Source organism: Parabacteroides sp. PH5-46 (assembly GCF_029892785.1).
Lineage (GTDB): Bacteria > Bacteroidota > Bacteroidia > Bacteroidales > Tannerellaceae > DFXE01.
The window spans coordinates 146,166-169,687 of record NZ_JARXXA010000002.1; the positions used below are offsets into that span (position 1 = coordinate 146,166).

General features: G+C 43.6%; 22 protein-coding genes. 7 read left to right on the forward strand and 15 right to left on the reverse strand.

Annotation, left to right across the window (positions count from 1 at the left end; translation table 11 throughout):
• The first annotated feature begins 129 nt into the window (after positions 1-129).
• Positions 130-423 carry a hypothetical protein gene (locus M2470_RS02480; protein WP_280743552.1) on the forward strand — a complete coding sequence of 98 codons (294 nt, stop codon included), beginning with the start codon at positions 130-132 and terminating at the stop codon, positions 421-423.
• 78 nt (positions 424-501) lie between these two features.
• Here M2470_RS02480 and sufD read toward each other — a convergent pair whose 3' ends face one another.
• The 8 genes from sufD to M2470_RS02520 form a co-directional block, all read right to left on the reverse strand.
• Positions 502-1,845, reverse strand: coding sequence for a Fe-S cluster assembly protein SufD (sufD, locus tag M2470_RS02485; protein ID WP_280743551.1), 1,344 nt, complete (start codon positions 1,843-1,845; stop codon positions 502-504).
• Position 1,846: 1 nt separating this feature from the next.
• Entirely contained in the window at positions 1,847-2,599 is a 753-nt protein-coding gene (gene sufC / locus M2470_RS02490; RefSeq protein WP_280743550.1) for a Fe-S cluster assembly ATPase SufC, read from the reverse strand.
• An 11-nt stretch (positions 2,600-2,610) separates the two neighbouring features.
• Positions 2,611-4,056: a Fe-S cluster assembly protein SufB gene (sufB, locus tag M2470_RS02495; protein ID WP_280743549.1), complete on the reverse strand. Its 1,446-nt coding sequence runs from the start codon at positions 4,054-4,056 to the stop codon at positions 2,611-2,613.
• Positions 4,057-4,082: 26 nt separating this feature from the next.
• Positions 4,083-4,574: a CvpA family protein gene (locus tag M2470_RS02500; protein WP_348524201.1), complete on the reverse strand. Its 492-nt coding sequence runs from the start codon at positions 4,572-4,574 to the stop codon at positions 4,083-4,085.
• 8 nt (positions 4,575-4,582) lie between these two features.
• Positions 4,583-7,504, reverse strand: a complete 2,922-nt coding sequence (infB, locus tag M2470_RS02505; RefSeq protein ID WP_280743547.1) for a translation initiation factor IF-2 — start codon at positions 7,502-7,504, stop codon at positions 4,583-4,585.
• Positions 7,505-7,528: 24 nt separating this feature from the next.
• Positions 7,529-8,800 carry a transcription termination factor NusA gene (nusA, locus tag M2470_RS02510; protein WP_280743546.1) on the reverse strand — a complete coding sequence of 424 codons (1,272 nt, stop codon included), beginning with the start codon at positions 8,798-8,800 and terminating at the stop codon, positions 7,529-7,531.
• Between the two features lie 7 nt (positions 8,801-8,807).
• The gene (gene rimP, locus M2470_RS02515; protein ID WP_280743545.1) at positions 8,808-9,275 is read right to left on the reverse strand and encodes a ribosome assembly cofactor RimP; all 468 of its coding nucleotides are present in this window, start codon (positions 9,273-9,275) and stop codon (positions 8,808-8,810) included.
• A gap of 338 nt (positions 9,276-9,613) precedes the next feature.
• Entirely contained in the window at positions 9,614-11,269 is a 1,656-nt protein-coding gene (locus M2470_RS02520; RefSeq protein ID WP_280743544.1) for an RNA-binding domain-containing protein, read from the reverse strand.
• A 285-nt stretch (positions 11,270-11,554) separates the two neighbouring features.
• Between M2470_RS02520 and M2470_RS02525 the strand changes: the two genes are divergently transcribed.
• From M2470_RS02525 to trpS, 6 genes are all read left to right on the forward strand, one after another.
• On the forward strand, positions 11,555-12,157 hold the full coding sequence (locus M2470_RS02525) for an HU family DNA-binding protein (RefSeq protein ID WP_280743543.1): 603 nt from the start codon (positions 11,555-11,557) through the stop codon (positions 12,155-12,157).
• A gap of 57 nt (positions 12,158-12,214) precedes the next feature.
• Positions 12,215-12,946, forward strand: coding sequence for a DUF1080 domain-containing protein (locus tag M2470_RS02530; protein WP_280743542.1), 732 nt, complete (start codon positions 12,215-12,217; stop codon positions 12,944-12,946).
• Between the two features lie 14 nt (positions 12,947-12,960).
• Positions 12,961-13,830: a nitroreductase family protein gene (locus M2470_RS02535; RefSeq protein WP_280743541.1), complete on the forward strand. Its 870-nt coding sequence runs from the start codon at positions 12,961-12,963 to the stop codon at positions 13,828-13,830.
• A 38-nt stretch (positions 13,831-13,868) separates the two neighbouring features.
• Positions 13,869-14,753: a TIM barrel protein gene (locus tag M2470_RS02540; RefSeq protein WP_280743540.1), complete on the forward strand. Its 885-nt coding sequence runs from the start codon at positions 13,869-13,871 to the stop codon at positions 14,751-14,753.
• A gap of 13 nt (positions 14,754-14,766) precedes the next feature.
• A complete protein-coding gene (locus tag M2470_RS02545; protein WP_280743539.1) occupies positions 14,767-15,615 on the forward strand; it encodes a sugar phosphate isomerase/epimerase family protein in 849 nt (282 codons plus the stop codon).
• 113 nt (positions 15,616-15,728) lie between these two features.
• On the forward strand, positions 15,729-16,715 hold the full coding sequence (trpS, locus tag M2470_RS02550; protein WP_280743538.1) for a tryptophan--tRNA ligase: 987 nt from the start codon (positions 15,729-15,731) through the stop codon (positions 16,713-16,715).
• An 18-nt stretch (positions 16,716-16,733) separates the two neighbouring features.
• Here trpS and M2470_RS02555 read toward each other — a convergent pair whose 3' ends face one another.
• The 7 genes from M2470_RS02555 to M2470_RS02585 form a co-directional block, all read right to left on the reverse strand.
• Entirely contained in the window at positions 16,734-18,521 is a 1,788-nt protein-coding gene (locus M2470_RS02555) for a 4-hydroxy-3-methylbut-2-en-1-yl diphosphate synthase (protein WP_280743537.1), read from the reverse strand.
• On the reverse strand, positions 18,521-19,027 hold the full coding sequence (gene purE, locus M2470_RS02560) for a 5-(carboxyamino)imidazole ribonucleotide mutase (protein WP_280743536.1): 507 nt from the start codon (positions 19,025-19,027) through the stop codon (positions 18,521-18,523). The genes M2470_RS02555 and purE overlap by 1 nt, the downstream gene beginning before the upstream one ends.
• 86 nt (positions 19,028-19,113) lie before the next feature.
• Positions 19,114-19,494: a glycine cleavage system protein GcvH gene (gene gcvH / locus M2470_RS02565; RefSeq protein WP_280743535.1), complete on the reverse strand. Its 381-nt coding sequence runs from the start codon at positions 19,492-19,494 to the stop codon at positions 19,114-19,116.
• Positions 19,495-19,510: 16 nt separating this feature from the next.
• Positions 19,511-20,131: a hypothetical protein gene (locus M2470_RS02570; protein ID WP_280743534.1), complete on the reverse strand. Its 621-nt coding sequence runs from the start codon at positions 20,129-20,131 to the stop codon at positions 19,511-19,513.
• 12 nt (positions 20,132-20,143) lie between these two features.
• Complete coding sequence (gene rpoN, locus M2470_RS02575) at positions 20,144-21,601, reverse strand: RNA polymerase factor sigma-54 (RefSeq protein WP_280743533.1); 1,458 nt, start codon at positions 21,599-21,601, stop codon at positions 20,144-20,146.
• An 81-nt stretch (positions 21,602-21,682) separates the two neighbouring features.
• Positions 21,683-22,372, reverse strand: a complete 690-nt coding sequence (locus M2470_RS02580; RefSeq protein ID WP_280743532.1) for an ATP-binding cassette domain-containing protein — start codon at positions 22,370-22,372, stop codon at positions 21,683-21,685.
• Positions 22,359-23,291, reverse strand: coding sequence for a hypothetical protein (locus M2470_RS02585; protein WP_280743531.1), 933 nt, complete (start codon positions 23,289-23,291; stop codon positions 22,359-22,361). Before M2470_RS02585 ends, M2470_RS02580 begins: the two co-directional genes overlap by 14 nt.
• Positions 23,292-23,522: the final 231 nt, after the last annotated feature.

Here is a 23,522-nt window from a genome sequence, read left to right on the forward strand (position 1 = left end):
GCTAAACTCATATCGTTTTATTAATAAATCAAATAATCGAGATTTGGAACATTAAAGATGCAAAAAGAACTTTTTTTTGTTCGTTTAATTGCCGATATTTGAAAATGTATAAAACCTAACTGAAACGATATGAAAATTGCATTGTTATTGAGAAGTAAGAAACAGCCTAAGACGGTGAATGATGTTGAACAGGCTGTTGTGTTTGATGTTGAAAAAGACAAGGTAGTTGGTGTTGAAAACGAAACACTACAATCGAAGGATGTAAAAGAGTTGACATCCTGGGCGCTAACGAGAAAGGTGAAGGAGATTTATACTCCTCAGGCTGATGAACAACTCCGTAACTTCTTTAGCTCATTGGGCATAAATATAAGAGGGTACGATGAATTATCAGATAACAGGTTGTTTCAAACCTTCATTTTATAAGAATTAATTAATAGGGAATGTTAAACAAAATGCGGCTATCCGACCTAAGTCAGATAGCCGCTCTTTATTTTGAGACAGTTATCGGCATTTACGGCAACCGGCGCATTGCGCCAACTCGCCTCGGAAACGTTTTTCCACCAAGTGGTGCAAACGTTCTTTTAATCCTTCCAAACGGACATTCTCTACCACATCGGCTGTAAAAGCAACGCTTAACATCATGCGAGCTTCTTCTTGTGGAATACCACGGCTTTGCAGGTAGAATAGCGCGTTCTCGTCCAGTTGTCCGGTCGTCATACCGTGAGAACATTTCACATCGTCAGCGTATATTTCGAGCTGAGGCTTGCTGTACATGCGGGCATCGTTGGTGGTCAACAGATTCCGGTTCGTTTGGAAAGCAGCTGTTTTCTGAGCTCCTTCCTTTACCAGGATACGTCCGCTGAAAGCGCCTACGGAATGATCTTTCAATACATTCTTGAATAATTCATTGCTGGTACAGTGGGGCTTGGCATGGGTAATATGGCTATAAGTGTCTACTTGCTGTTCCATATCCAGAATCGACATGCCGCAAAGGGTAGCCTCTGCATGCTCTCCGTTTAACTCGATATAGTAATTATTACGGGTCAATCCGTTGTTCAGTGTAATACCGTTTACCAACACGTTACTGGAAGCCTCCTGTTGCACATGGAAAGACGCAAAGCGGGTGGTAGACGGAGTGCTTTCCTCCAAGTCGTAGAAATCGAAATAAGCACCTTCTTCTGCAAATATTTCCACGACTTCCGTCGTCAGGAATTTGACATCATCGATGCTATGGTCGCAAACCAGCAATTTAGCCTGCGAATGAGGCTCCATGATCACTAGAATCCGGCGGTTGGCCATGGTGTCCATATCGTTGCGGAAAATGTTTACCAACTGTATAGGACGTTCTACCACGACTCCCTTGGGGACATAAACAACGAATCCATCCTGTGCAAACATGGTGTTCAACGCGATGATTCCGTCTTTACTGCTTGGTGCTGCTTTCCCGTAATATTTTTCGGCAATTTGCGGATGTAGTTCTGTAAAGGCTTTCAAGCCTCCTACGTATACTCCTTCCGGAAGTTCTACCTTAGGCTTCACCTTGTCGTAAAAAGAGTCATTTACGATGAAATAGAGGGCTGTACCCAGATTCGGTACGTCGCAACGGAATACATCATACGGATTAACTGGAATGTTGACCCGTTTCAGGTTGACGCCATAATCAGGCGCAAAGGCTTGTGATACATCGGTGTATTTGTAATCTTCTTCTTTAGTTGAAGGAAATCCCAAACGCTCGAAATCCTTGAAAGCCTCGATCCGGGGCTTATTCAACACCTCAGACGCATGACTTCTTATCAGGTCTTCATATTGTGTGAATAAGTCAATATATTGTTGTTCTGCTTTCATTTTATTCTTCCACTTCTGTTTTTAGCCAGTCGTATCCTTTCTTCTCCAGTTCCAGTGCCAGCTCGGGGCCTCCGGTCTTTACAATGCGTCCGTTGTATAGCACATGTACGATGTCCGGACGGATATAGTCTAACAAACGTTGATAGTGGGTGATGACAATCGTGGAGTTTTCTGGCGTTCTTAGCTCGTTTACGCCCTGTGCGACAATGCGCAAAGCATCAATGTCCAGCCCGCTGTCTGTCTCGTCCAGAATAGCCAATTTGGGCTCCAGCATGGCCATTTGGAATATCTCATTTCGTTTTTTCTCGCCACCGGAGAAGCCTTCGTTTACACTACGTCCAGTCAGCGTACTATCCATTTCTACGATGGCGCGCTTTTCACGCATCAGTTTCAGGAAATCTGTAGCCGGAATTGGTTCCAGGCCTTTATGTTTGCGATGTTCATTCACGGCAGCACGCATAAAGTTTACCATGCTTACGCCGGGGATCTCTACCGGATATTGGAAGCTAAGGAATATGCCTTTGCGACTTCTGTCTTCAGGCGAGAGTTCCAGCAGGTCTTTTCCTTCGTAGAGTACTTCTCCCTCGGTTACTTCAAATGCCGGATTACCTACCAGCACACTGCTCAGTGTACTCTTCCCGGAACCATTCGGCCCCATGATTGCATGTATTTCTCCTTTTTTGACGGAAAGGTTAATCCCTTTTAATATCTCTTTGCCGTTGATGTTGGCATGTAAGTTCTTTATTTCTAACATAATCTTATTATTTATCCTACACTTCCTTCTAATGAAATTGATAATAGCTTTTGGGCTTCTACGGCAAATTCCATCGGAAGCTTATTCATTACTTCTTTGGCGTATCCATTGACGATCAAACCTACAGCTTCTTCAGTTGAGATGCCTCGCTGATTACAATAGAACAACTGTTCTTCGCTGATTTTGCTGGTGGTTGCTTCGTGCTCAATAATGGCTGTTTCATTCTGTATATCTGCATACGGGAATGTATGGGCGCCACAGGTTGAACTAAGTAGCAAACTGTCGCATTGGCTGTGATTTCTGGCTCCTTCTGCCCGGGGAGAAACCTTTACCAGTCCGCGATAGCTGTTTTGGCTGAATCCGGCGGAGATCCCTTTAGACACGATTCGGCTCTTGGTGTTTTTGCCCAGATGAACCATTTTCGTACCGGTATCTGCTTGCTGGTAATTGTTTGTTACAGCTACGGAATAAAACTCGCCTATGGAGTCATCGCCTGCCAGGATACAGCTTGGGTATTTCCAGGTGATGGCTGAGCCGGTTTCTACCTGAGTCCAGGATATTTTGCTGCCGCGTCCTTTACACAACCCGCGTTTTGTCACAAAATTGTAAATACCTCCTTTGCCCTCTTTATCGCCAGGGTACCAGTTTTGAACGGTCGAGTATTTTACTTCGGCCTGTTCTTTTGCCACGATTTCAACGATAGCGGCATGCAGCTGATTTTCATCGCGCATAGGAGCCGTACATCCTTCCAGGTAGCTGACGTACGAATCGTCGTCCGCTACGATCAGGGTACGTTCGAATTGACCGGTATTTTTTGCATTAATACGGAAATAAGTACTCAATTCCATCGGACAGCGAACCCCTTTCGGTATATAAACAAACGAACCATCCGAGAAGACCGCAGAATTAAGTGCTGCGAAGAAATTATCCCGATAGCTGACAACACTTCCCAGATACTTTTGCACCAAGTCCGGTTGATGTTGTACGGCTTCACTGAAAGAAGAAAAGATAATTCCTTTTTCGGCCAGTATATCCTTGAACGTTGTCTTTACGGATACGCTATCCATTACCGCGTCTACTGCCATGCCTGTGAGCTGTTTCTGCTCTTCCAGCGGGATACCCAGTTTGTTGAATGTTTTCAGCAATTCGGGATCTACTTCGTCGAGACTTTTGGGGCCTTCTTTCTTTTTAGGTGCTGCGTAGTAGATGATATCCTGGTAATCGATAGGGGGAATATTGAGGTGAGGCCATGTGGGCATCTTCATCGTTAACCAATGCCGATAGGCTTTCAGCCGGTATTCCAGCAGCCATTCCGGCTCATTCTTCTTGGAAGATATAGTGCGTATTACATCTTCATTCAGTCCTTTGTGAAGTGTTTCTGTATCGATGTCCGTAACAAATCCGTATTTGTAATCACTGTTTGTTACTTCATCGATTATTTTAGTAGAATCTTGCATAATGACGTTTATATTATAAAAACCAATTACTCCTCTTTTAAAAACAAGTTTCCAGGGTAAATAGTTGGAACAATCTGTTTAACGGGATAATAAAAATGAGATTCAACCTTTGTCTGTGCAGAAATAAGCGCAGAATTTCGGTCTACAATTTCCAATAAATTAAGCAATAGGCTGGTGAATAAAACAACGATCAGCAGACCGAATAATCCTCCGGCCAGATGATTTAATATGCTTAGAGGGGTAACATTAACCACCCGGTGAAGTATTTCTCCTACCAATAATAATACGGCTACAATCAGCAGAAAACCTAATATGTAGCTCAGAATAGTTGAACCCTGTTCAGACAGCCATCCCAAAGATAAAACATACCCTTGTAGCCAGCCTGCTACTTTCCCGCAAAAGAAGATGGCAACTACTAAGGCTATAAGCGAAACAACCTGTTTGATGACTCCATCAAACAGGCCTTTCACTATACCTATTCCTGCCAGACACAGCAAAGTGATGTCCAACCAGTTCATGTTCATAATTATAATTTTTGCTTAACTTCTATTTCCTCATAGGATTCGATGATGTCACCTACTTTTATATCATTATATCCTGTGATATTCAGTCCACATTCGTATCCGAAGGCTACTTCTTTTACGTCTTCTTTGAAGCGCTTTAATGAGCCCAGGTCTCCGGAGTAGATAACAATACCATCACGAATCAGGCGGATCTTGTTGCTACGCTTGATCTTGCCTTCTTTCACCATACATCCGGCAACTGTACCCACCTTCGTGATTTTGAATACTTCCCTTACTTCCACCATGGCAGTGATTTCTTCCTTCATTTCAGGAGCAAGCATACCTTCCATAGCGCTCTTCACATCTTCTATTGCGTCATAGATGATAGAGTAAAGGCGGATTTCAACACCATCCTTGTCGGCCTGCCGTCTGGCAGCTACTGAAGGACGTACCTGGAAGCCAATGATGATGGCACTTGAGGCAGCAGCCAATACAATATCCGATTCGGATATTTGTCCTACGGCTTTGTGGATTACATTTACCTGTATCTGTTCTGTAGAGAGGCGGATCAATGAGTCCGACAGCGCTTCTACCGAGCCGTCTACGTCGCCTTTCACAATCACATTCAGTTCCTGGAAGTTACCTACGGCTATACGGCGACCAATATCATCAAGAGTAAGCATCTTCTGGGTACGTAAGCCCAGTTCACGCTGTAACTGTTCACGACGTCCGGCTATTTCACGTGCTTCCTGATCGGTTTCCAATACATTAAATGTATCACCGGCCTGTGGAGCACCGTTTAATCCGAGAATTAATACCGGTTCTGATGGACCTGCCGTTTCTTTTCGCTGATTACGTTCGTTAAACATAGCCTTGATACGTCCGAAATGGGTACCGGCAAGAATAACATCTCCTGTTTTCAGGGTTCCGTTTTCTATCAATACAGTAGAAATATATCCCCGTCCTTTGTCCAAAGACGATTCGATAATAGAACCTGTCGCACGCAGGGTAGGATTTGCTTTTAAGTCAAGCATGTCTGCTTCCAGCAATACCTTTTCCAGTAGCTCTTCTACTCCGACACCTTTTTTGGCAGAGATTTCCTGGCTTTGGTATTTACCTCCCCAGTCTTCCACCAGATAGTTCATGTTGGCCAGTTCTTCCTTGATCTTTTCAGGGTTTGCACTGGGTTTGTCTATCTTGTTAATAGCAAATACGATGGGAACGCCTGCCGCCGAAGCATGGTTAATAGCTTCAATTGTCTGAGGCATCACATTGTCGTCGGCAGCTACTATAATAATTGCAATATCGGTTACTTTGGCTCCACGGGCACGCATAGCCGTAAATGCTTCGTGTCCCGGTGTATCCAGGAAGGTAATCCGGCGTCCACTGGATAGTTTTACATTGTACGCTCCTATATGCTGCGTAATACCTCCGGCTTCTCCGGCGATTACATTCGCACTACGTATATTGTCGAGCAATGAAGTCTTACCATGGTCTACGTGTCCCATTACCGTTACGATAGGAGGTCTTGTAGTCCAGTCTTCTTCATTGTCATCTTCGTCTGTTTTGATTGCTTCAACCACTTCGGCACTTACGTATTCGGTTTTGAATCCGAATTCTTCAGCTACGATGTTGATTGTTTCTGCATCCAGGCGCTGGTTGATAGAAACCATGATGCCGATACTCATACAGGTAGCGATTACCTGGGTAACCGGAATATTCATCATGTTGGCCAAGTCGTTGGCAGTAACAAATTCTGTCAGTTTCAGTACTTTGCTTTCCTGTTCCTCCAGTTCCATCAATTCATGCTCACGTTGTAATGCGGCATCTCGTTTATCCCGGCGGTACTTGGCACCTTTATTACTTTTATTTCCTTTATTGGTCAGGCGGGCAAGTGTTTCTTTGATCTGTTTTTGTACATCTTCTTCACTTACTTCTGCTTTTACCGGCTTACGCAGGCGGCTCTTGCGATCATCCCGCTGTGCACGGCTAAAGTTAGTGCCGAGTGTATTGTTGATGTCAACGCGATCTTTTTTGATCCGTTTCCGTTTTTTCTTGGCATCCTTGTCGCTGTCTGCGCTTTCTTTCCCGGGTGTAGCTGTTTTAGCTGCACCATCTTTCGGACCTTTAAACGGATGAGCTCCGGGTGTTGCCGGCTTGTTCGCATTAAATTTCTCGCGTTTTTCTTCGCGTTCTTTTTTGCGTTCTTCTTTTGTTTTTTTCTTAGGTCGGGTTGACTGGTTAATAGCGGAAAGGTCTATCTTACCGGTCACTTTAATATTCGACTCAATTTTTGGAGTGTTTAGTCTGAAAGGCGTTTTGTCACCTGATTTCACATCTTCTTCCTTTTCATTCGGGGAATCAATGCTTTCAGGTTTATTGAAATCTTTTTCCATCTCCATTACACCTGCATCCTCTATGACTGCCTGCGGGTGTATTTTCTTTTCTTCTTCCACTATGCTTTCTTTTTCTATAAGCTTTTCTTCTTTAGGAACGGCAGGTTTTTCCTTTGCTTCTGTAGGTATAGGGCTGTTGATAATCGGCTCTGTTTCTACAGCAGCAGGTTGCTTTTCCTGTACAGGAGGAACCGGGGGCTTTTCTTTTTTCTTGGGCTCCAGTTCTATTTTCCCTTTTGTTACAAGTTTAGGTTTGTATTCTTCGGGGATTTCTGTTTTTATTTCTGCCGGTTTTTGCTTTTGTTTTTCTTTCTTTTCCGGCACTATTGTTTCTTTCGTTGTGGGTACTTGTGGCTTTGACAGGATACGTTCACGTTCCTGTTCCGATAAATCCTTTCCAAACTCTTTTACGAGCAAAGCAAATTGTTCGTCATTGACCCTTGTGTTGGGGTTACTTTCTACAGCATAGCCATTCTTATGCAGGAATTCCACAACTGTGGAAAGCCCTACATTCAGGTTGCTCATTACTTCTTTTAACTTTATAGGCATATCTAACTTTGTCGTAATACAATTTTAATCATTCGTCTCATCTTCTTCTTCAAACTCGGCTGACAATATACCCAGTACATCATCTACCGTCTGCTCTTCAAGGTCGGCACGTTCTATAATTTCCTCACGGCTTAATGCCAACACATTTTTAGCAGTATAGCAACCGATGTTTTTCAGTGCTTCGATTACCCAAGTATCGATTTCATCCACAAATTCATCCAGATAGATGTCTTCTTCATCCGCACCGTCGATATCACGGAATACGTCTATCGCGTATTCGGTAAGCATACACGCCAACTTTATATTTAAACCTCCTTTTCCGATAGCCAGTGAGACTTCTTCGGGGCGAAGGTAAACTTCCGCTTTCTTTTCTTCTTCGTTTACACGTATAGAAGATATTTTTGCCGGGCTTAATGAGCGCTGGATAAACAAGGAAACGTTCGCTGTGTAGTTGATAACGTCGATGTTTTCGTTTCTCAGCTCACGAACAATCCCGTGAATACGCGATCCCTTCATCCCTACGCAGGCACCTACGGGGTCAATCCGGTCGTCATACGATTCCACCGCTACTTTGGCTCTTTCGCCCGGTATACGTGCAATGGCTTTTATCGTGATCAATCCGTCGTGTATTTCCGGAACTTCCAGTTCAAACAGGCGTTGCAGGAATACTTTATCTGTGCGCGAAAGGATGATCTTCGGATTGTTGTTGAAGTTGTCTACCCGTTGCACAATAGCGCGTACGGTTTCTCCTTTCCGGTAGAAGTCGGTAGGGATCTGTTCCTGTTTCGGCAGAAGCAACTCATTTCCTTCATCGTCGAGTAACAGGATTTCTTTTTTCCATACCTGATAAACGTCGGCGGCAACGATTTGACCGATTTTCTCTTTGTATTTCGTGTATAGATTGTCTTTCTGTAATTCAAGTATTTTGGAAGCCAATGTCTGTCGCAGGTTTAATATGGCGCGACGACCGAAATCGGCAAAATGTACCTCGTCGGTAATTTCTTCGCCTATTTCACTGTCCGGGTCTATTTTGTGAGCCTCGGTCAATGTAATTTGCAGATTCGGGTCTTCCAGTTCATTATCAGCCACAGCAACGCGGTTTCTCCAGATCTCGAAGTCTCCTTTTTCCGGATTGATAATTACGTCGTAATTCTCATCCGTGCCGAACATTTTAGCGATCACATTGCGGAATGATTCTTCCAGAACGCTAATCATCGTATCTTTGTCAATATTCTTTAACTCCTTGAACTCCGCAAGGGTATCAATCATGCTGATTGTTTCCTCTTTCTTGGCCATGTTTTCCTTACTTGAATCTTATTACGTATTTTGTATATTTTATTTCACTGAATGAATATGATTGCTCTTCACTAACGGTTACTTTTCGTTTGGCCCCCTCCGGCTTTACTTTCTTTTCAACGCTTACGGTTATCCCGTTTTCATCGGCCTTTTGTAAAATACCGGTTAGTTTTACACCGCTACTCAGCAATACTTCAACCTCGTTACCGATATTTTTAATGTATTGACGAAGCACTTTAAACGGCGAAGTAATACCGGCAGAGCCAACTTCCAGTTCAAAGTCTTCCACATCCCGGTCGAGTTGCGACTCGAGGTATCGGCTTAATTCCACACAATCATCTATACCTATAGCCTGATCGCTATCTATCTCAACTACGATCAGGTTTCCGGGCTTAATAACTACATCTACCAGATAATGGTCTGATGAAGCCAATTTGTCCTCAATAAGTCCGATGATTTTATCCCGTTCAATCATATTCCAAGTTTATCAGAACAAAAGAAGGGGACTGCCCGCCCCCTCCTCATCTTCTCTTTAATCGGGTGCAAATATATAAATTATAAATAACACTGCAAAATAATCACTTATTTTGTTTTAAATCTTCCATCTATGAGCAGCACGGAACACGCAGTACACAGTACGGAGGAGGGTGGGGAGGTGAGCTTATCTGAATCGGTTTTCGGGTATATTGGTTGTTGTATGTTTCCTAAATTTTATTTCAAGACAACTTTTTTATGAAAGGAAATTGACTAAATGTCAGATGTTTATTTTTTGCTCTTTACTAAATCCTTTACTAAATCTTTACTAATCCTTTGCTAAAAACCCCAATTAGGATTAGTTTTTGTTCCATTATTCACAATTTTATTCTCTGATCTTAATACTGATATCAGATTCCTTACTCTATTTTTCCGTTGATCATCAGTCATCCATTGAGGCAGCTTATCCCAAAGTAACTCATCAATCTCTCTCCGGCTCATACTTCCATGCTCTTTTATAGCTTTTAAGATCAAATCAAGATAATATTGCTTATCAAATGCTTTGTTCTTAGAATAATCAGCTTTGTGCTCTAATTTTTGTGCAACGTCAAGACTCAGGAAATAGTTTGGGCGACGGCCTTCTATCAGTTTTTTCTGGCGAAGGACTTTTTCTTCGTCGCGTGTAATAGCTTTTTTCTTTTGTATCCGATCTAACAGCATTACATCGCTTAAAGATAAATCTTTGCGCTGAGTTAAGAGGCGGGCATAATCTTCATTTATCACTTTTCCAATTAATGTCAGAGAAACCCGTCCGTTTGATAAATTATATTCCGGCATAGGAAAAAGGCGTTCTCGTTGATAATTGAACATCTTTTTGATACCACTTCCAATTGTATCAACCATTTTCAGGTTCAACATAGCTGTAATTAAGAACGGATTCCGATAGAGTTCTTCCGGTGCATCCTCTCGTATGACATTCTCTACCGAACCCGGAATAAATTCTCCCAAATTGGTAAACACCAGTTGGTCGGGCATTTCTACGACATTGATTCTCCCACGTTTTGCGTAATCTTGGTGGGCAATCGCATTATTTATAGCCTCTCGAATAGAGAACGGCTCATATTGATCCATCTCCTCCGGGAAAAGAGTGCCTTCCGGTAAGTAACGATATTTAATATTGCGAATTTTATTATACACCTTATCTACTGCCAGGAGAAATGGACAACCTGCAATCAGGTAATCTACTTCAATACCATGTTCATCTTTTAGTATCCAGCGTATCTTCGCCTCTGCTGGATTAATATAATGCTCCGATTCTTCTTTTCCTAAGAGTATAATTGCTGTTCGGGTGATTTTCCCCCTGATTGTTATTTTAGCTTTGTTTAGAAAAGTAATATCATCCCATTGATCCACTTCTTCCTTTTTATCCGAGTGCTTATTCTTGTAATTTTTTCGAGCTCTCTCAATCGCGTCTTCGTCCAAATCATCGATAGTTGCGTCCTTAATGATTTGTGCGCTCCAATCAATTTGGTTTGCTTGGTTGCGAATACGCTCTATCTCCTCTAAGTTAAGCGGAACTAATTCTTCTCCATCCCTTCCATAATAATGACCGTCAAATGCAATTGGAATGCCCTTTGGCGCGGGAGGTATCTGAAACAGAATTACCCGTCCTTGCTGGGTTGGTAATTCATAAATTTCAATAAATGTGATTCGATTTGTTGTTTTGTTGGCAACTTCTCCTTTAAGGCTGTCTAGATCTTTCCGCAGTGAGCGATAATTTGTCCCTACAATGGTGTGTTTCTTATTCTCAATGCCAAAGACAAGCCAGGCGCACTTTTTTCGTTTAAGATTTGCTTCGTTGCTAAGAGCAGAAAAATATTTTCCGAGTTTGCGAAAGTCGTAGTTCTCTTTGGCTTCCTTAAATTCGACAATCTCCGTTTCAGCATCCAGATCAAGAAGGCTGTTCAGTGTATTATTTAAGTCAAAACTATCCATGAATTGTATATCAAGCACAAAGATAGAAAATATAGTATTCTTTCCCAAAAAACAACCGTATCTTTTGCCGGGAATAGCCTGATAATGCGTATCTTTGCATCGATTCTTTTTGGTTGCCGATAATTGTCGGCAATATTGTCCATAATTATCGGCAGGCTTGCTGACAGATGTCAGCAGAATTGTTGATAATTATCGGCAAACAAAGAGGAGCAATGTTTTTTAGATGATCACCGGGTGAAAATCCAGGGTCATTTGTATTTATTTATTCATTTAACAACCAACACTATGGAAGTGAAATTTAGCGTTTATACAACGCCAAAACCAAAAGACCGTAAGGGGAGAGCGTCGTCTCATGCACGCTTACAGGCAAAAGGAACCAAGCGGATTAATGACATCTGCGAGTATATCAGAAATGCATCATCGATGAGTCCGGCTGACGTTAAAGGGGTGCTGGAAAGCCTTTTTCAGTATGTTGCTCTGCAACTGGAAGACGGGTATAATGTGGAGGTGGAAAACTTTGGCCACTTCTCGGTGGCATTGCGCAGCCGAAGTGTTATTAACAATGCCGGAAGAAAGGTCGGACGGGTGCAAATAGACGGTGTGAATTTTCGCTGTTCTGCGCGTTTGAAAGAACATTTGTTTCACAAAGCCCGTTTGCAGAGAGTGAGAAAGCCTGCCATGCCGTTTCCGTCTTTGGAGGACCGGAAAAAACGGATGGTTGCCTATCTGGAAGAGAACGGTTCTATCAATAAAAGCCTTTATGCTCAGCTAAATGTCTGTACACGCTATTGTGCAAATAATGATATCCGATCTTTTGTGCAGGAAGGGCTGATATTGCCCTCGGGAGGAGGAACACATAAGGTGTATTTATTGACAGATGGAAAATAAAAATAATATTATACCTTTGTCTGGTCCTTTTGTGTTTAACTTAATAAATTTATGATCATGAAAAAAGGTGTATTATTCTCAATGCTTCTGATTGTTGTTTGTTCTGTTCCTGCTTTGGCCCAGAAAAACAACACGCTTACTTCAAAGGAAAAGAAAGAGGGCTGGACGCTCTTGTTTGATGGAAAGAATTTTGATGGATGGCGTAAATGTAATTCAACGGAAATGGCTGCTAACTGGTCTATTAACGAGGATGCTATGAAAGTAGCCCGGGGCGAAAGAGCCGGTTATGGACAGGGTGGCGACATCTTGTTTGGCAGCAAGAAGTACAGCAACTTTGAGCTTTCTATCGATTGGAAGATCGAAAAAGAAGGTAACTCGGGTATTTTCTATTATATCGTAGAATATCCTGATAAGCCGATCTATTATGCCGCGCCTGAAATTCAGGTGTTGGATAACTGGTATGCCGGCGACAATAAACTGACGAATCACCTGGCGGGATCTCTTTACGACTTGCTTCCGGCTCTTCCTCAGAATGCCAAACCGGCAGGCGAATGGAATACGATTGTAGTACGTGTGAAAGACGGCCATGTGACACATACCCAGAATGGCGTAAAGGTGGTAGAATATACCCTTTGGACGCCGGAATGGTACGACCTTGTTTCGAAAAGCAAATTCAAAGATTGGCCCGGATTTAAAGAAGGCCCAGCCAAAGAAGGCTATATCGGACTACAGGATCACGGCTACGATTGCTGGTTCAGAAACATCAAAATACGCGAACTGTATACGTAAATAAGGAATACGGAATGAATACAAAGATTCATATAGACATTGATAGGGAAACTTGCATCAAATGTGGAAAATGTGTCCGGATATGCCCGGCCTCTATTTTTGTGCAAGAAACGCCACAGAGTGAAATTGCTTTACAACATATTCAAACCTGTATCAAATGCGGGCACTGTATGGGAGTATGTCCTACTTCTTCTGTCCTTCATTCCGTATTTCCTCAAGATAAGGTACATCCGATTCGCCGGGACGAACTACCGTCGCCCGAACAGACAATGTTACTGATAAAGTCTCGTCGTTCCAACCGGGCATTTTCCAAGAAACCGGTTCCTGGCGAAATGCTCGATCAGATACTGGAAGCCGCCCATCGTGCCCCTACGGCGAGCAATATGCAGCAGGTAGGGTTTACATTGGTAACCGATCAGCAAATGGTTCAAAAGGTTATCGACTTAACGTTTGATATCTTTTTGGGACTGGCAAAAAAGTTGCAGAATCCGTTTGTAAAGCCTGTTATGAAACTGATTATCCCCGAGGCCTATAAGTACCTGAAGCATGTGCGTCACATGAAAGAGAAACGGGATAAAGGCGGCGATCCGATCTTACGGGAAGCAACCACTTTGCTTCTTATTCATACCCCTAAGGATAACCGATTTGGGCCTGCGGATGCGAACCTGGCCTATCAGAATGCTTCTTTAATGGCTGAAAGTCTTGGTGTAAGCCAGTTCTATACCGGCTTCCTCTGTGTGGCTTTGAAACTGGATAAAAAAGCTCGTATTCCTGCCCTGCTGGGTATCAGCGAAACAATACATGCCGGCATGGGACTGGGAATGCCCGCCTTTTCGTTCAAGAACTATATCGATAAAAAGGAGATCCGGGTAAACCGGATCTAAAACAGATTATAATTCTACATTCATAAAATTTAATACACATGAAAAACATTTCAAGAAGAACGGCCATCAAGACGGCTTTGGCTGGTGGGGCAGTAGCGGCTGTTTCGGGGATATCCCAAGCAAGTCCTCTAATTAACCAACCAACGGGAACGGCTGCAAAGCTAAAAGGGAATATTCGTCACTCTGTAAGTAAATGGTGTTTCGGAGATATCGAACTGAATGAGTTTTGTGAGATCTGCAAGAAAATCGGTATAGAATCGATCGAATTGCTCGACCCGCAAGACTGGCCGGTAGTGAAGAAACATGGACTTACGGTAGCTATGGCGCAGGGAGCCGGACTGGGTATAGACCGGGGCTTCAACGATCCGAAGTTGCATGACGAACTGGTAGCCAGCTACGAGAAGGTAATCCCGATGGTTGCCGAAGCCGGACTTACCAACCTGATTTGCTTCTCCGGAAGACGAAACGGTGTAACCGATCTGCAAGGATGGGAAAACTGCGAAAAGGGACTGAAACGCATTACTCCTATTGCCGAGAAATACAATGTAGTACTGACAATGGAACTGCTGAACAGCATCGGTCATAAAGACTACCTGTGCGACCATACCGTTTGGGGTGCCGAGCTTTGCAGAAGGGTAGGTTCTCCCAACTTAAAACTGCTGTATGATATCTATCACATGCAGATCATGGAAGGAGATATCATCAATAACATTCGTACATATCACGAATATTTCTCTCACATACATACCGGAGGAAATCCCGGACGTAACGAAATAGACGAAACACAGGAACTCTATTACCCGGCTATTATGCAGGCGCTTGTAGACGTTGGCTATAAGGGTTTTGTAGGCCAGGAATTTGTTCCTAAACAGAAAGATAAAATAGCTTCGCTGGAGAAGTGTATTTTATTATGTGACGTGTAATAAACCTAATAAAATGAAACAAAATAGAAGATCTTTTTTAAAACAAGGAATGGCCGGAGCCCTGTTGCTGGGTACACCGGCTATTGGCATGGCTGCCGCCAATCAGGTGCAGTCTGAAAGCGCTGCAAAAGCAAACCCCTTCCGCCTGGGAGTGGCCGGATATACATTTGTGAATTTCGATTTGGAAACAACATTGAAAACCTTGCAGCAACTGGACATACATTACCTTTGCATCAAGGATTTCCATTTGCCGTTCAATAGTACGGATGAGCAAATCAAAGCATTTCATGCAAAATGTGCATCTTATGGCGTGACCGGTTACGGAGTAGGGCCGATTTACATGAAGACGGAAGAAGAAATAGACAAAGGTTTTGCATACGCCAAAAGGGTAGGAGTGAAGCTGATTGTAGGAGTGCCGAACGTAGAGCTACTTCCGTATGTAGACAAGAAAGTAAAGGAATACGACTTTCACTATGCCATACACCTGCACGGACCCGACATCGACTTGTATCCGGATGCCGAAGACGTATGGAAGCATACCAAAGACTTGGATCCGCGTATCGGTATGTGCCTTGATATCGGCCATGACCTGAGAAACGGGAAAGACCCGGTAGCCGACCTGAAAAGATATCAGTCTCGTGTATTCGACGTACATATCAAAGACGTGACAGACTCGTCGAGAGCCGGAACAGGCATCGAAATGGGTCGCGGCAAGATAGACCTTCCCGCCTTCGTAAAGATGCTGCGCAAAGTAAACTATACCGGCGTTTGCAGTCTGGAATACGAAAAAGATATGAAAGATCCTTTCTTAGGCATCGCCGAGTCTATCGGCTACTTCAAATGCCTGATGAACAACGTATAATGATTAATGATTAATGGTTAATGGTTAATGGGGGAGGTATTAATCATTAATCATTAACCGTTAATCGTTAAATTATTGCTATTTTTGCAGCCATTGTAAAATTAGAAATTAGTATGGAAACAGTATTAAGCGGTATCAGGCCTACGGGCAATCTACATTTAGGGAATTATTTTGGTGCAGTGCAGAGTTTTGTAAAAATGCAGCACGAATATAAATGTTTTTTCTTTATTGCCGACTGGCACTCGCTTACTACGCATCCCCACCCCGACAATATCCGTAACAGCGTAAAGGTAATCCTGTCTGAATACCTGGCTTGCGGTATCGACCCGGAAAAGGCTACCATCTACATACAGAGTGACGTTCGCGAAGTAGCCGAGCTATATCTCTACCTGAATATGAATGCCTACCTGGGCGAGCTGGAACGGGTTACTTCCTTTAAAGACAAAGTGCGTTCGCAGCCCAACAATGTAAATGCCGGCCTGCTGACCTATCCTTCGCTGATGGCTTCCGACATCATCATTCACAAAGCCAATAAAGTACCTGTAGGAAAAGACCAGGAGCAGAATATGGAAATGGCGCGTAAGTTTGCCCGCCGCTTCAACACCATCTATGGCGTAGAGTATTTCCCCGAGCCGGAATCGTTCCACATGACAGATAAAGCTCTGAAAGTACCCGGACTGGACGGCTCCGGAAAGATGGGAAAAAGCGAAGGAAACGCTATCTACCTGATCGACGATGAAAAGACAATCAAGAAGAAAGTAATGAAAGCCGTTACCGATTCGGGTCCCACAGAACCAAACAGCGAAAAGCCGGAATCAATCGTCAACTTGTTTACCTTATTGGAAATCGTTTCTACAAAAGATACGTATGACTACTTTAACGATAAATACAACAGTTGCGAGATCCGTTATGGAGATCTGAAGAAACAACTGGCAGAAGATATCAACGCTTTCTGCGCTCCGATTCGCGAACGTATACTGGCCATCTCATCGGATACCGCTTACCTGGAGAAGGTTGCCTTGGCCGGAGCGGAAAGAGCCCGCGAGAGCGCCTCTAAAACCCTTCGTGAAGTACGTGAAATTATTGGTTTCCGTCCTTGATAGAAGGGCGGTTTTCAACTATTCATCTTTCCAATCCCCGTTGTCTTTGATTAGCTGAACGAGGCGTTCTACCGCTTCGGCTTCGGGGATGTTCTTATGGATACAGGTTTTCCCTTTGTACAGGTCGATTTTTCCGCGTCCGGAGCCCACATAGCCGTAATCGGCATCTGCCATTTCACCGGGACCGTTCACAATACAACCCATTATTCCGATCTTGAGCCCTTTCAGGTGCGAAGTAGCTTCTTTTACCTTTGCTACTGTTGTTTGCAGGTCGTATAAGGTGCGTCCGCAACCGGGACAGGAAATGTATTCGGTTTTACTGATGCGGGTACGGCTTGCCTGCAGAATCCCGAACATGATATTGTCGGAAGCTACAGGGTCTCCTTCTTCGTTGTGAAGCATGATTCCGTCGCCGAAACCATCCAGCAAAAGCGTACCGAAATCAACAGCCGATTTGATTTGAAGACTTTCGGCATCAACCTCGTTGTAATCCCGGTGCAGGACAACGGGGATATCACAGCCGGCTTTCATCAACTGATGAATCGCCGCCCGCATCTCGCCTGTTCCGTTTCGGTGAGAAGTGCTTAATATTACTACTGCCTGCCGGTCTTTGGATAATACGTTGATAACAGACTCGCTCAGGTCGTTCAGCGTAAGGCGAATAAACTTTAGGGGAGAATCATAGCTTCTCAGCTCGTCAATCTCTGGAGCAATGAAATAAGGGAAAGCGTTTGGTTTAGGTTTCCAAAACTGCGCGTCAACCAATAATTGCAAGTTGTCGGGGAAGTTGTCGGGGTTTTCTTTTCCGATGTAAATATAATCAGGAGGAGAAGCATAATTGAACTCAAAACTACCTTGTCTCCTGTCGGATATAACAACAGGCACATGGCCTCCTCCTATGTTGTGAGTCAAACGACTAAGTCTTCTTTCTACGATGAAAGGATCATAATCAGGGGCTACCGACATGTCGATGGATTCGTGTCCTTTTCGTTCAAGGATATAATCTACCAGTTTGCGGGCTACCGGAATTTCTGCTTCCGGTTCTTCGCTGAGTGATACACGGATGGTGTCACCAATCCCGTCTGACAATAATGCTCCGATACCAACGGCACTTTTAATTCGCCCGTCTTCCCCGTCTCCGGCTTCGGTTACCCCTAAATGCAAGGGATAGTGCATATCTTCAGCTTCCATTGTTTTAACCAACAAACGGGCCGATTTCACCATGACAACCGTATTGGAGGCTTTCATGGAGATAACTACATCTGTGAAGTTCTCTTCCCTACAGATGCGCAGAAACTCCATACAAGAGGCTACCATGCCTTCCGGCGTGTCGCCATGTTGGTTCATGATTCGCTCGGAAAGCGAGCCATGGTTCACACCGATGCGGACAGCTGTTTTATGCGTTTTACAAATGTTGAGGAAAGCTGTGAAACGTTCCCGGATTGTTTCGGGGTCTGAAGCATAGTTTCCGGGATTGACCCGGACTTTCTCTACCTCCTTTGCTGCAACATCTGCTGCTTTGGGATTGAAGTGGATATCTGCAATCAATGGGGTAGTATAACCTCGTGCCTGTAAGGCATTACGTATCTCTCCCAGGTTGCGGGCTTCCCGTTCGCCCTGAGCGGTAAAACGCACATACTCCGCACCTGCTTCAATCATACGAATGGCTTGTTCTACACAGGCCTCTGTATCCATTGTAGAGACATTGGCCATGGATTGGATGCGGATAGGATTGTCTCCCCCCAGAGGTGTTTCTCCTATGTGGGTGACAGAGGATTTGCGGCGGCTGTAATTGAAAGGTTCCATTAGTTCGTCTTAAACTTAAAGCGAACATCTGCCAATTCTGTATTGGCTTTTACGATTTTTTTCTTGAGATCTTCTTTGTATGCAGCCAGCTTTTCCTGTAATTTTTCGTCTCCTGTAGAAAGGATTTGGACAGCCAAGATTCCGGCATTCAGGGCGCCGTTGATGCCTACTGTAGCTACGGGTATTCCGGGAGGCATTTGTACAATGGCCAATAGAGCATCCATTCCGTCGAGAGTGGAGTTGATAGGGACACCAATTACCGGTAGGGTAGTCATGGAAGCAATTACTCCGCATAAATGAGCTGCCATCCCGGCGGCGGCAATGATTACCTTGATTCCCCGGCCTTTCGCCCCTTTGGCAAAGGCTTCTACTTCAGCCGGTGTACGATGGGCGGAAAGCGCATGCATCTCAAACGGAATCTCCATTTCATCGAGAAACTTTGCTGCTTTTTCCATAACAGGCAGATCCGAAGTGCTGCCCATGATTATACTAACGATAGGAGTCATCTTTTTAATGGTTAATGATTAACGATTAACGATTAACAGATTGGATATTAATCGTTAATCATTAACCGTTAATCGTTAGGAATAAATTATTTTCCGATCAGCTGCTGATAGTCGGTGGCAGATAATAATTCGCTTAATTCTGATTCGTTGCTTACGGCAACTTTAATCAGCCATCCTTCTCCATAAGGATCGCTATTTACCAGTTCAGGTTTTTCTTCTAACTCAGCGTTTACTTCCAATACTTTGCCGCTTATAGGCATGAAGAGGTCGGATACGGTTTTAACAGCTTCGATAGAACCGAATGTCTCTTCTTTTTCCAGGGTTTCGCCTTCAGTAGCAATATCAACGAATACGATTTCACCCAGTTCGCTTTGAGCATAATCCGTGATGCCAACGAAAGCTTCGTTTCCTTCTACACGTATCCACTCGTGATCTTTCGTGTACTTCAATTCAGCAGGAAAATTCATACTTTAGTGTTTTAAATTAGATTAATAAATAAATAAAGTTCATAAATGAGGCGCCAAAGGTGCAGATAAACCCTAGTCCGTAACCGGCATAGGTCTGCATCGGCGTATGTTTCTCTAAAATAATGCGTGAGGTACAAACCAATCCACTTGCCAGAATAATCCAAATAAACATCCAGAAAGGATTGATCATCTGAATTTGGGCGGCTCCCATTACAGCTCCCAATAGTCCGCCTATGCCAATGGCATGAACGCTGATTTTCCAAAAGAAATTAACACATAGGGCGACGAATAATGCAAGGCAAATCCCGATAAACATCGAGAGTATCCAGAAAGGCATTTGCAGTTTAGACAGATAAAACATACAAACCATGTTGGCTGTAATAAAGATCAGATAAGGAACTGCTCGCTCTCTTCGGTCGCTTAACTCCATGTCAGTGGCCGCTCCACCCTTGATCATCAGCAGAATTAGAAGACCCGGTATGATGGCCGAACATAAGAGTGCCCCGCCTGCCAGGTATAACTTCATGGTAAACGGGTAGATGGCCAGATACGTAAAGTTCAGAGCCAGCAATACCCCGTAAGTCACCATTAATAAAGGATGAAATAGGATAGATGTTATATTTGCGAATAGTTTCATATCTCTGCAAATTTATATTTCTTTTCTGAGGCGGGCAACCGGTATTTCCATTTGCTCGCGATATTTGGCAACCGTACGTCGGGCAATGACATACCCCTTCTCTTTCAGAATGGAAGCTAACTCTTCATCTGTGAGGGGCTTTCGTTTATCTTCGCTGTCGATATGATCTTTCATGATCTTTTTTACTTCACGGGTGGAAACTTCTTCGCCACTGTCTGTCGACATTGATTCGGAGAAGAAATACTTCAGCGAATAGATGCCAAAATAGGTTTGCACATATTTGCTGTTGCTTACCCTTGATATGGTTGAGATATCATACCCGGCCCGTTCGGCTACATCCTTCAGTATCATTGGGCGAAGGGTGGATTCGTCTCCTGTCAGGAAAAAGTCTCTTTGCAGAGAAATGATCGTTTCCATCGTACGCTGTAAGGTTTCCTGTCGCTGTTTGATAGCATCGATAAACCATTGGGCGGAATCCAGCTTCTGCTTTACAAACTGTATTGCATTGCGCATCTGAGATGATGACTGTCCGTTTTTGCTTGAAGTATAACTTTGGAACATCTCCTGATAGTCGCGATTGATGTGCAAATCCGGAACGCCCCGGTTATTCATGCTCAGAAAGAGCTCTCCGTTATGTACTTCAACGATAAAGTCGGGTGTGATCTGTCTCATGACAGACTCCATTGAACTTTCCCAACTACCGCCGGGCTTGGGATTCAGAAGAGTGATCTCCTGGATGGCTTTTTTTAGTTCGGCCTCATCAATATTGAGGGCTCGAAGGATCTTATCATAATGCTTTCGCGAGAACCCATCAAAATACTCTTTCAGTATGCGGATAGCTAGCTTTACATCAGGCGTTTGTTCCTTCTTTTCCAGTTGAAGAAGCAGGCATTCCTGCAAGTTGCGGGCACAAATGCCGGGCGGGTCAAAATCCTGTATAATCTTTAAAACGGCTTCTATTTCCTGATCGTCCACTTCTTGTCCGGCCAGGAATATCAGGTCGTCACCAATAGCCGACAGATCCCGTCTCAGATAGCCGTCATCATCAATATTACCAATGATATACTCGGCAATTTTCATTTCTTTTTCCGGCAGATCACGCAAACCTAATTGTTGCAGCAGATATTCGTTCAGCGATTGTCCTACGGAGAAGGGGATATCTTCTTTCTGCTCGGCCCGTTCCCGTATTTCGCGTAGCTTGTAATCCGGGATATCGTCTTCCGTCAGGTAATCCCCCAGTGAAAGATCAACATCTGTTTCATTTGCCGATAGTTCATCCCCGGAATCATCTATTGTTTGCTCCGGGTCGTCGGGGATATCCTGTCCTTCTTCCAGCGCAGGGTTCTCTTCCAACTCATGCTTCACCCTTTCTTCCAACTCAATAGTAGGAAGTTCCAGAAGCCTGATCAGTTGTATCTGCTGAGGAGAAAGCTTTTGTTGTAACTTTTGCTGTAACTGTTGTTTCAACATAAAAATGACATCTCTTACAAATTAAAACATTGCAAATATAAGTTTTTCCCGCTATCTGCTCCGGTAATAAAACATAATTTCTTATAAGAGTCCCTTTATCAATTGGCCCGATTGTTGTTCTATAACTGATTGGAGTTCTTTTTGGAGGAGGGGGAATTCTTCTTTGGGGTAGGAGTGTGGGATGACTCCGTCGGACAGGTAATGAATGTAGTCGCAGCAGCCGGTGAGGGATTCGTAGATGTGTGAGGTGATCAGGATGGTCTTGCCTTTGCTTTGCAGTTGGGCGATAATCATGGCTAATAGGTGGGTGCTTTCCAGGTCTAGGCCGTTGAAGGGTTCGTCTAATATCATGACTGGTTTGTCGGGTTTTAATACTGCTAGCAGAGCTAGCTTTTTTCGCATGCCGGTGGAATAGTTGTCGATTATTTCGTCTAGAGGAAGGGAGAATAGCTGTTGCCAGCCTTCCATGTCGAATGTCTTGTTGGCAGTAGGGAAGAGGCTTAGGTATTCTCGTCCTGTCATGTAGGGGTAGAAGTAGTTTTCGGCTTCCAGGTAGGCGATGTCTTTCCTTTTCAGCGGCTCTTCCTTGTAGAATATCTCTCCTGCCTGTTGCGTGATGAATTGGTAGATTGTGTTGAGTAAGGTAGTCTTTCCAGCCCCGTTAAAACCGGCTAGCCCATGCACTTTTCCCGTTTCCATCGAAAGAGATAAGCCTTTCAATACTTCCTTTTCTTTCTTGTATGAAACATGTAAGTTGTTAATGATAAGCATATAAGTAAGAGTTTAAGTTGCGGTGAGCTTTTATATAATATCGTGTCAGGAGTAATAGGGGCAATGGAGCCAGAAAAGGCACTAATATAGAGAAGACAGACAAACCCAGGGAGATTTGTGTGTTTGCATCCCTTTTGTTGGGCTCATAAACTGCATATTTGGCAACAATAAACAAGGCTACGTTCAGGGATGCCAATACAAGAAATCCCAATGCCAGCCACCAATCGCCAGGGCGAATCAATGTGTAAAACAGGCAGACCGGAACAATCGTAATCAGGTAGAGGCGAAGGTTTAGTCCTATCTTATTGCGCAAAAAGGCTCCAGCTGGTTTTTCTGATACGTTTAGTATAGCTATCGACTCACAATCTCCGAATGAAGCAAGGAAGAAAATCGTGTAAAACCAAAGGCAGGCTAACGATGCGTATGGGAAGAAAAGTCCGGCATATGCACTGGCATATAGCAGCATAAGCCATCCGCCATATCTTCTGATGTTTGCCCTGATTTCAAAGGCATTGTGAGGGATTATGCCAGGAACCGGAAATCCTTTTACATTTCGATGAAAAGGCTGTTTCAAAAAGCTGATAGCCAAACAACCTACTATAATCCCAACAGAAATAAACCAAAATCCCTGCATTATTTCCAATATCAATATGGGAAAAGACAGCAAAAGATAATCCATAAAAAACACTTGCCAGGGATGTTCGGAAGCCAGAAAAATAAAATGAAAGTCTTTCCGGCGAAAGTGAATAAGACACACCACTCCAAGCAATACACCTCCACAAATCAAACCTTTGCCAATATCCTGTATAAACAAATGAAGCGCATACAAGCCAATCCCTACAATCCCCAACAAAAGCAACAAGTAAGGAAACGGCATATCCCGCACAAACTTCCCTCCCTGCACCAATCGAAACTTCAAAAACCTCGTATTTAATGTATGTTTATACATAGACACAAAGATATGAAATAATGATTAACGATTAATTGGTTAGGTACGTAGTGACATATAATCGCTATGCGATTGTTTGAATCAAAATGATGCTAAAAACGCTTATGTCTGTACAAATTTTTAACAATCAAGGTTTTTTACTAACGATGCTTTGTTCTCAAATCGACAAAAAATGGGTCTTTTTGGAGTAAAAAACGTTGT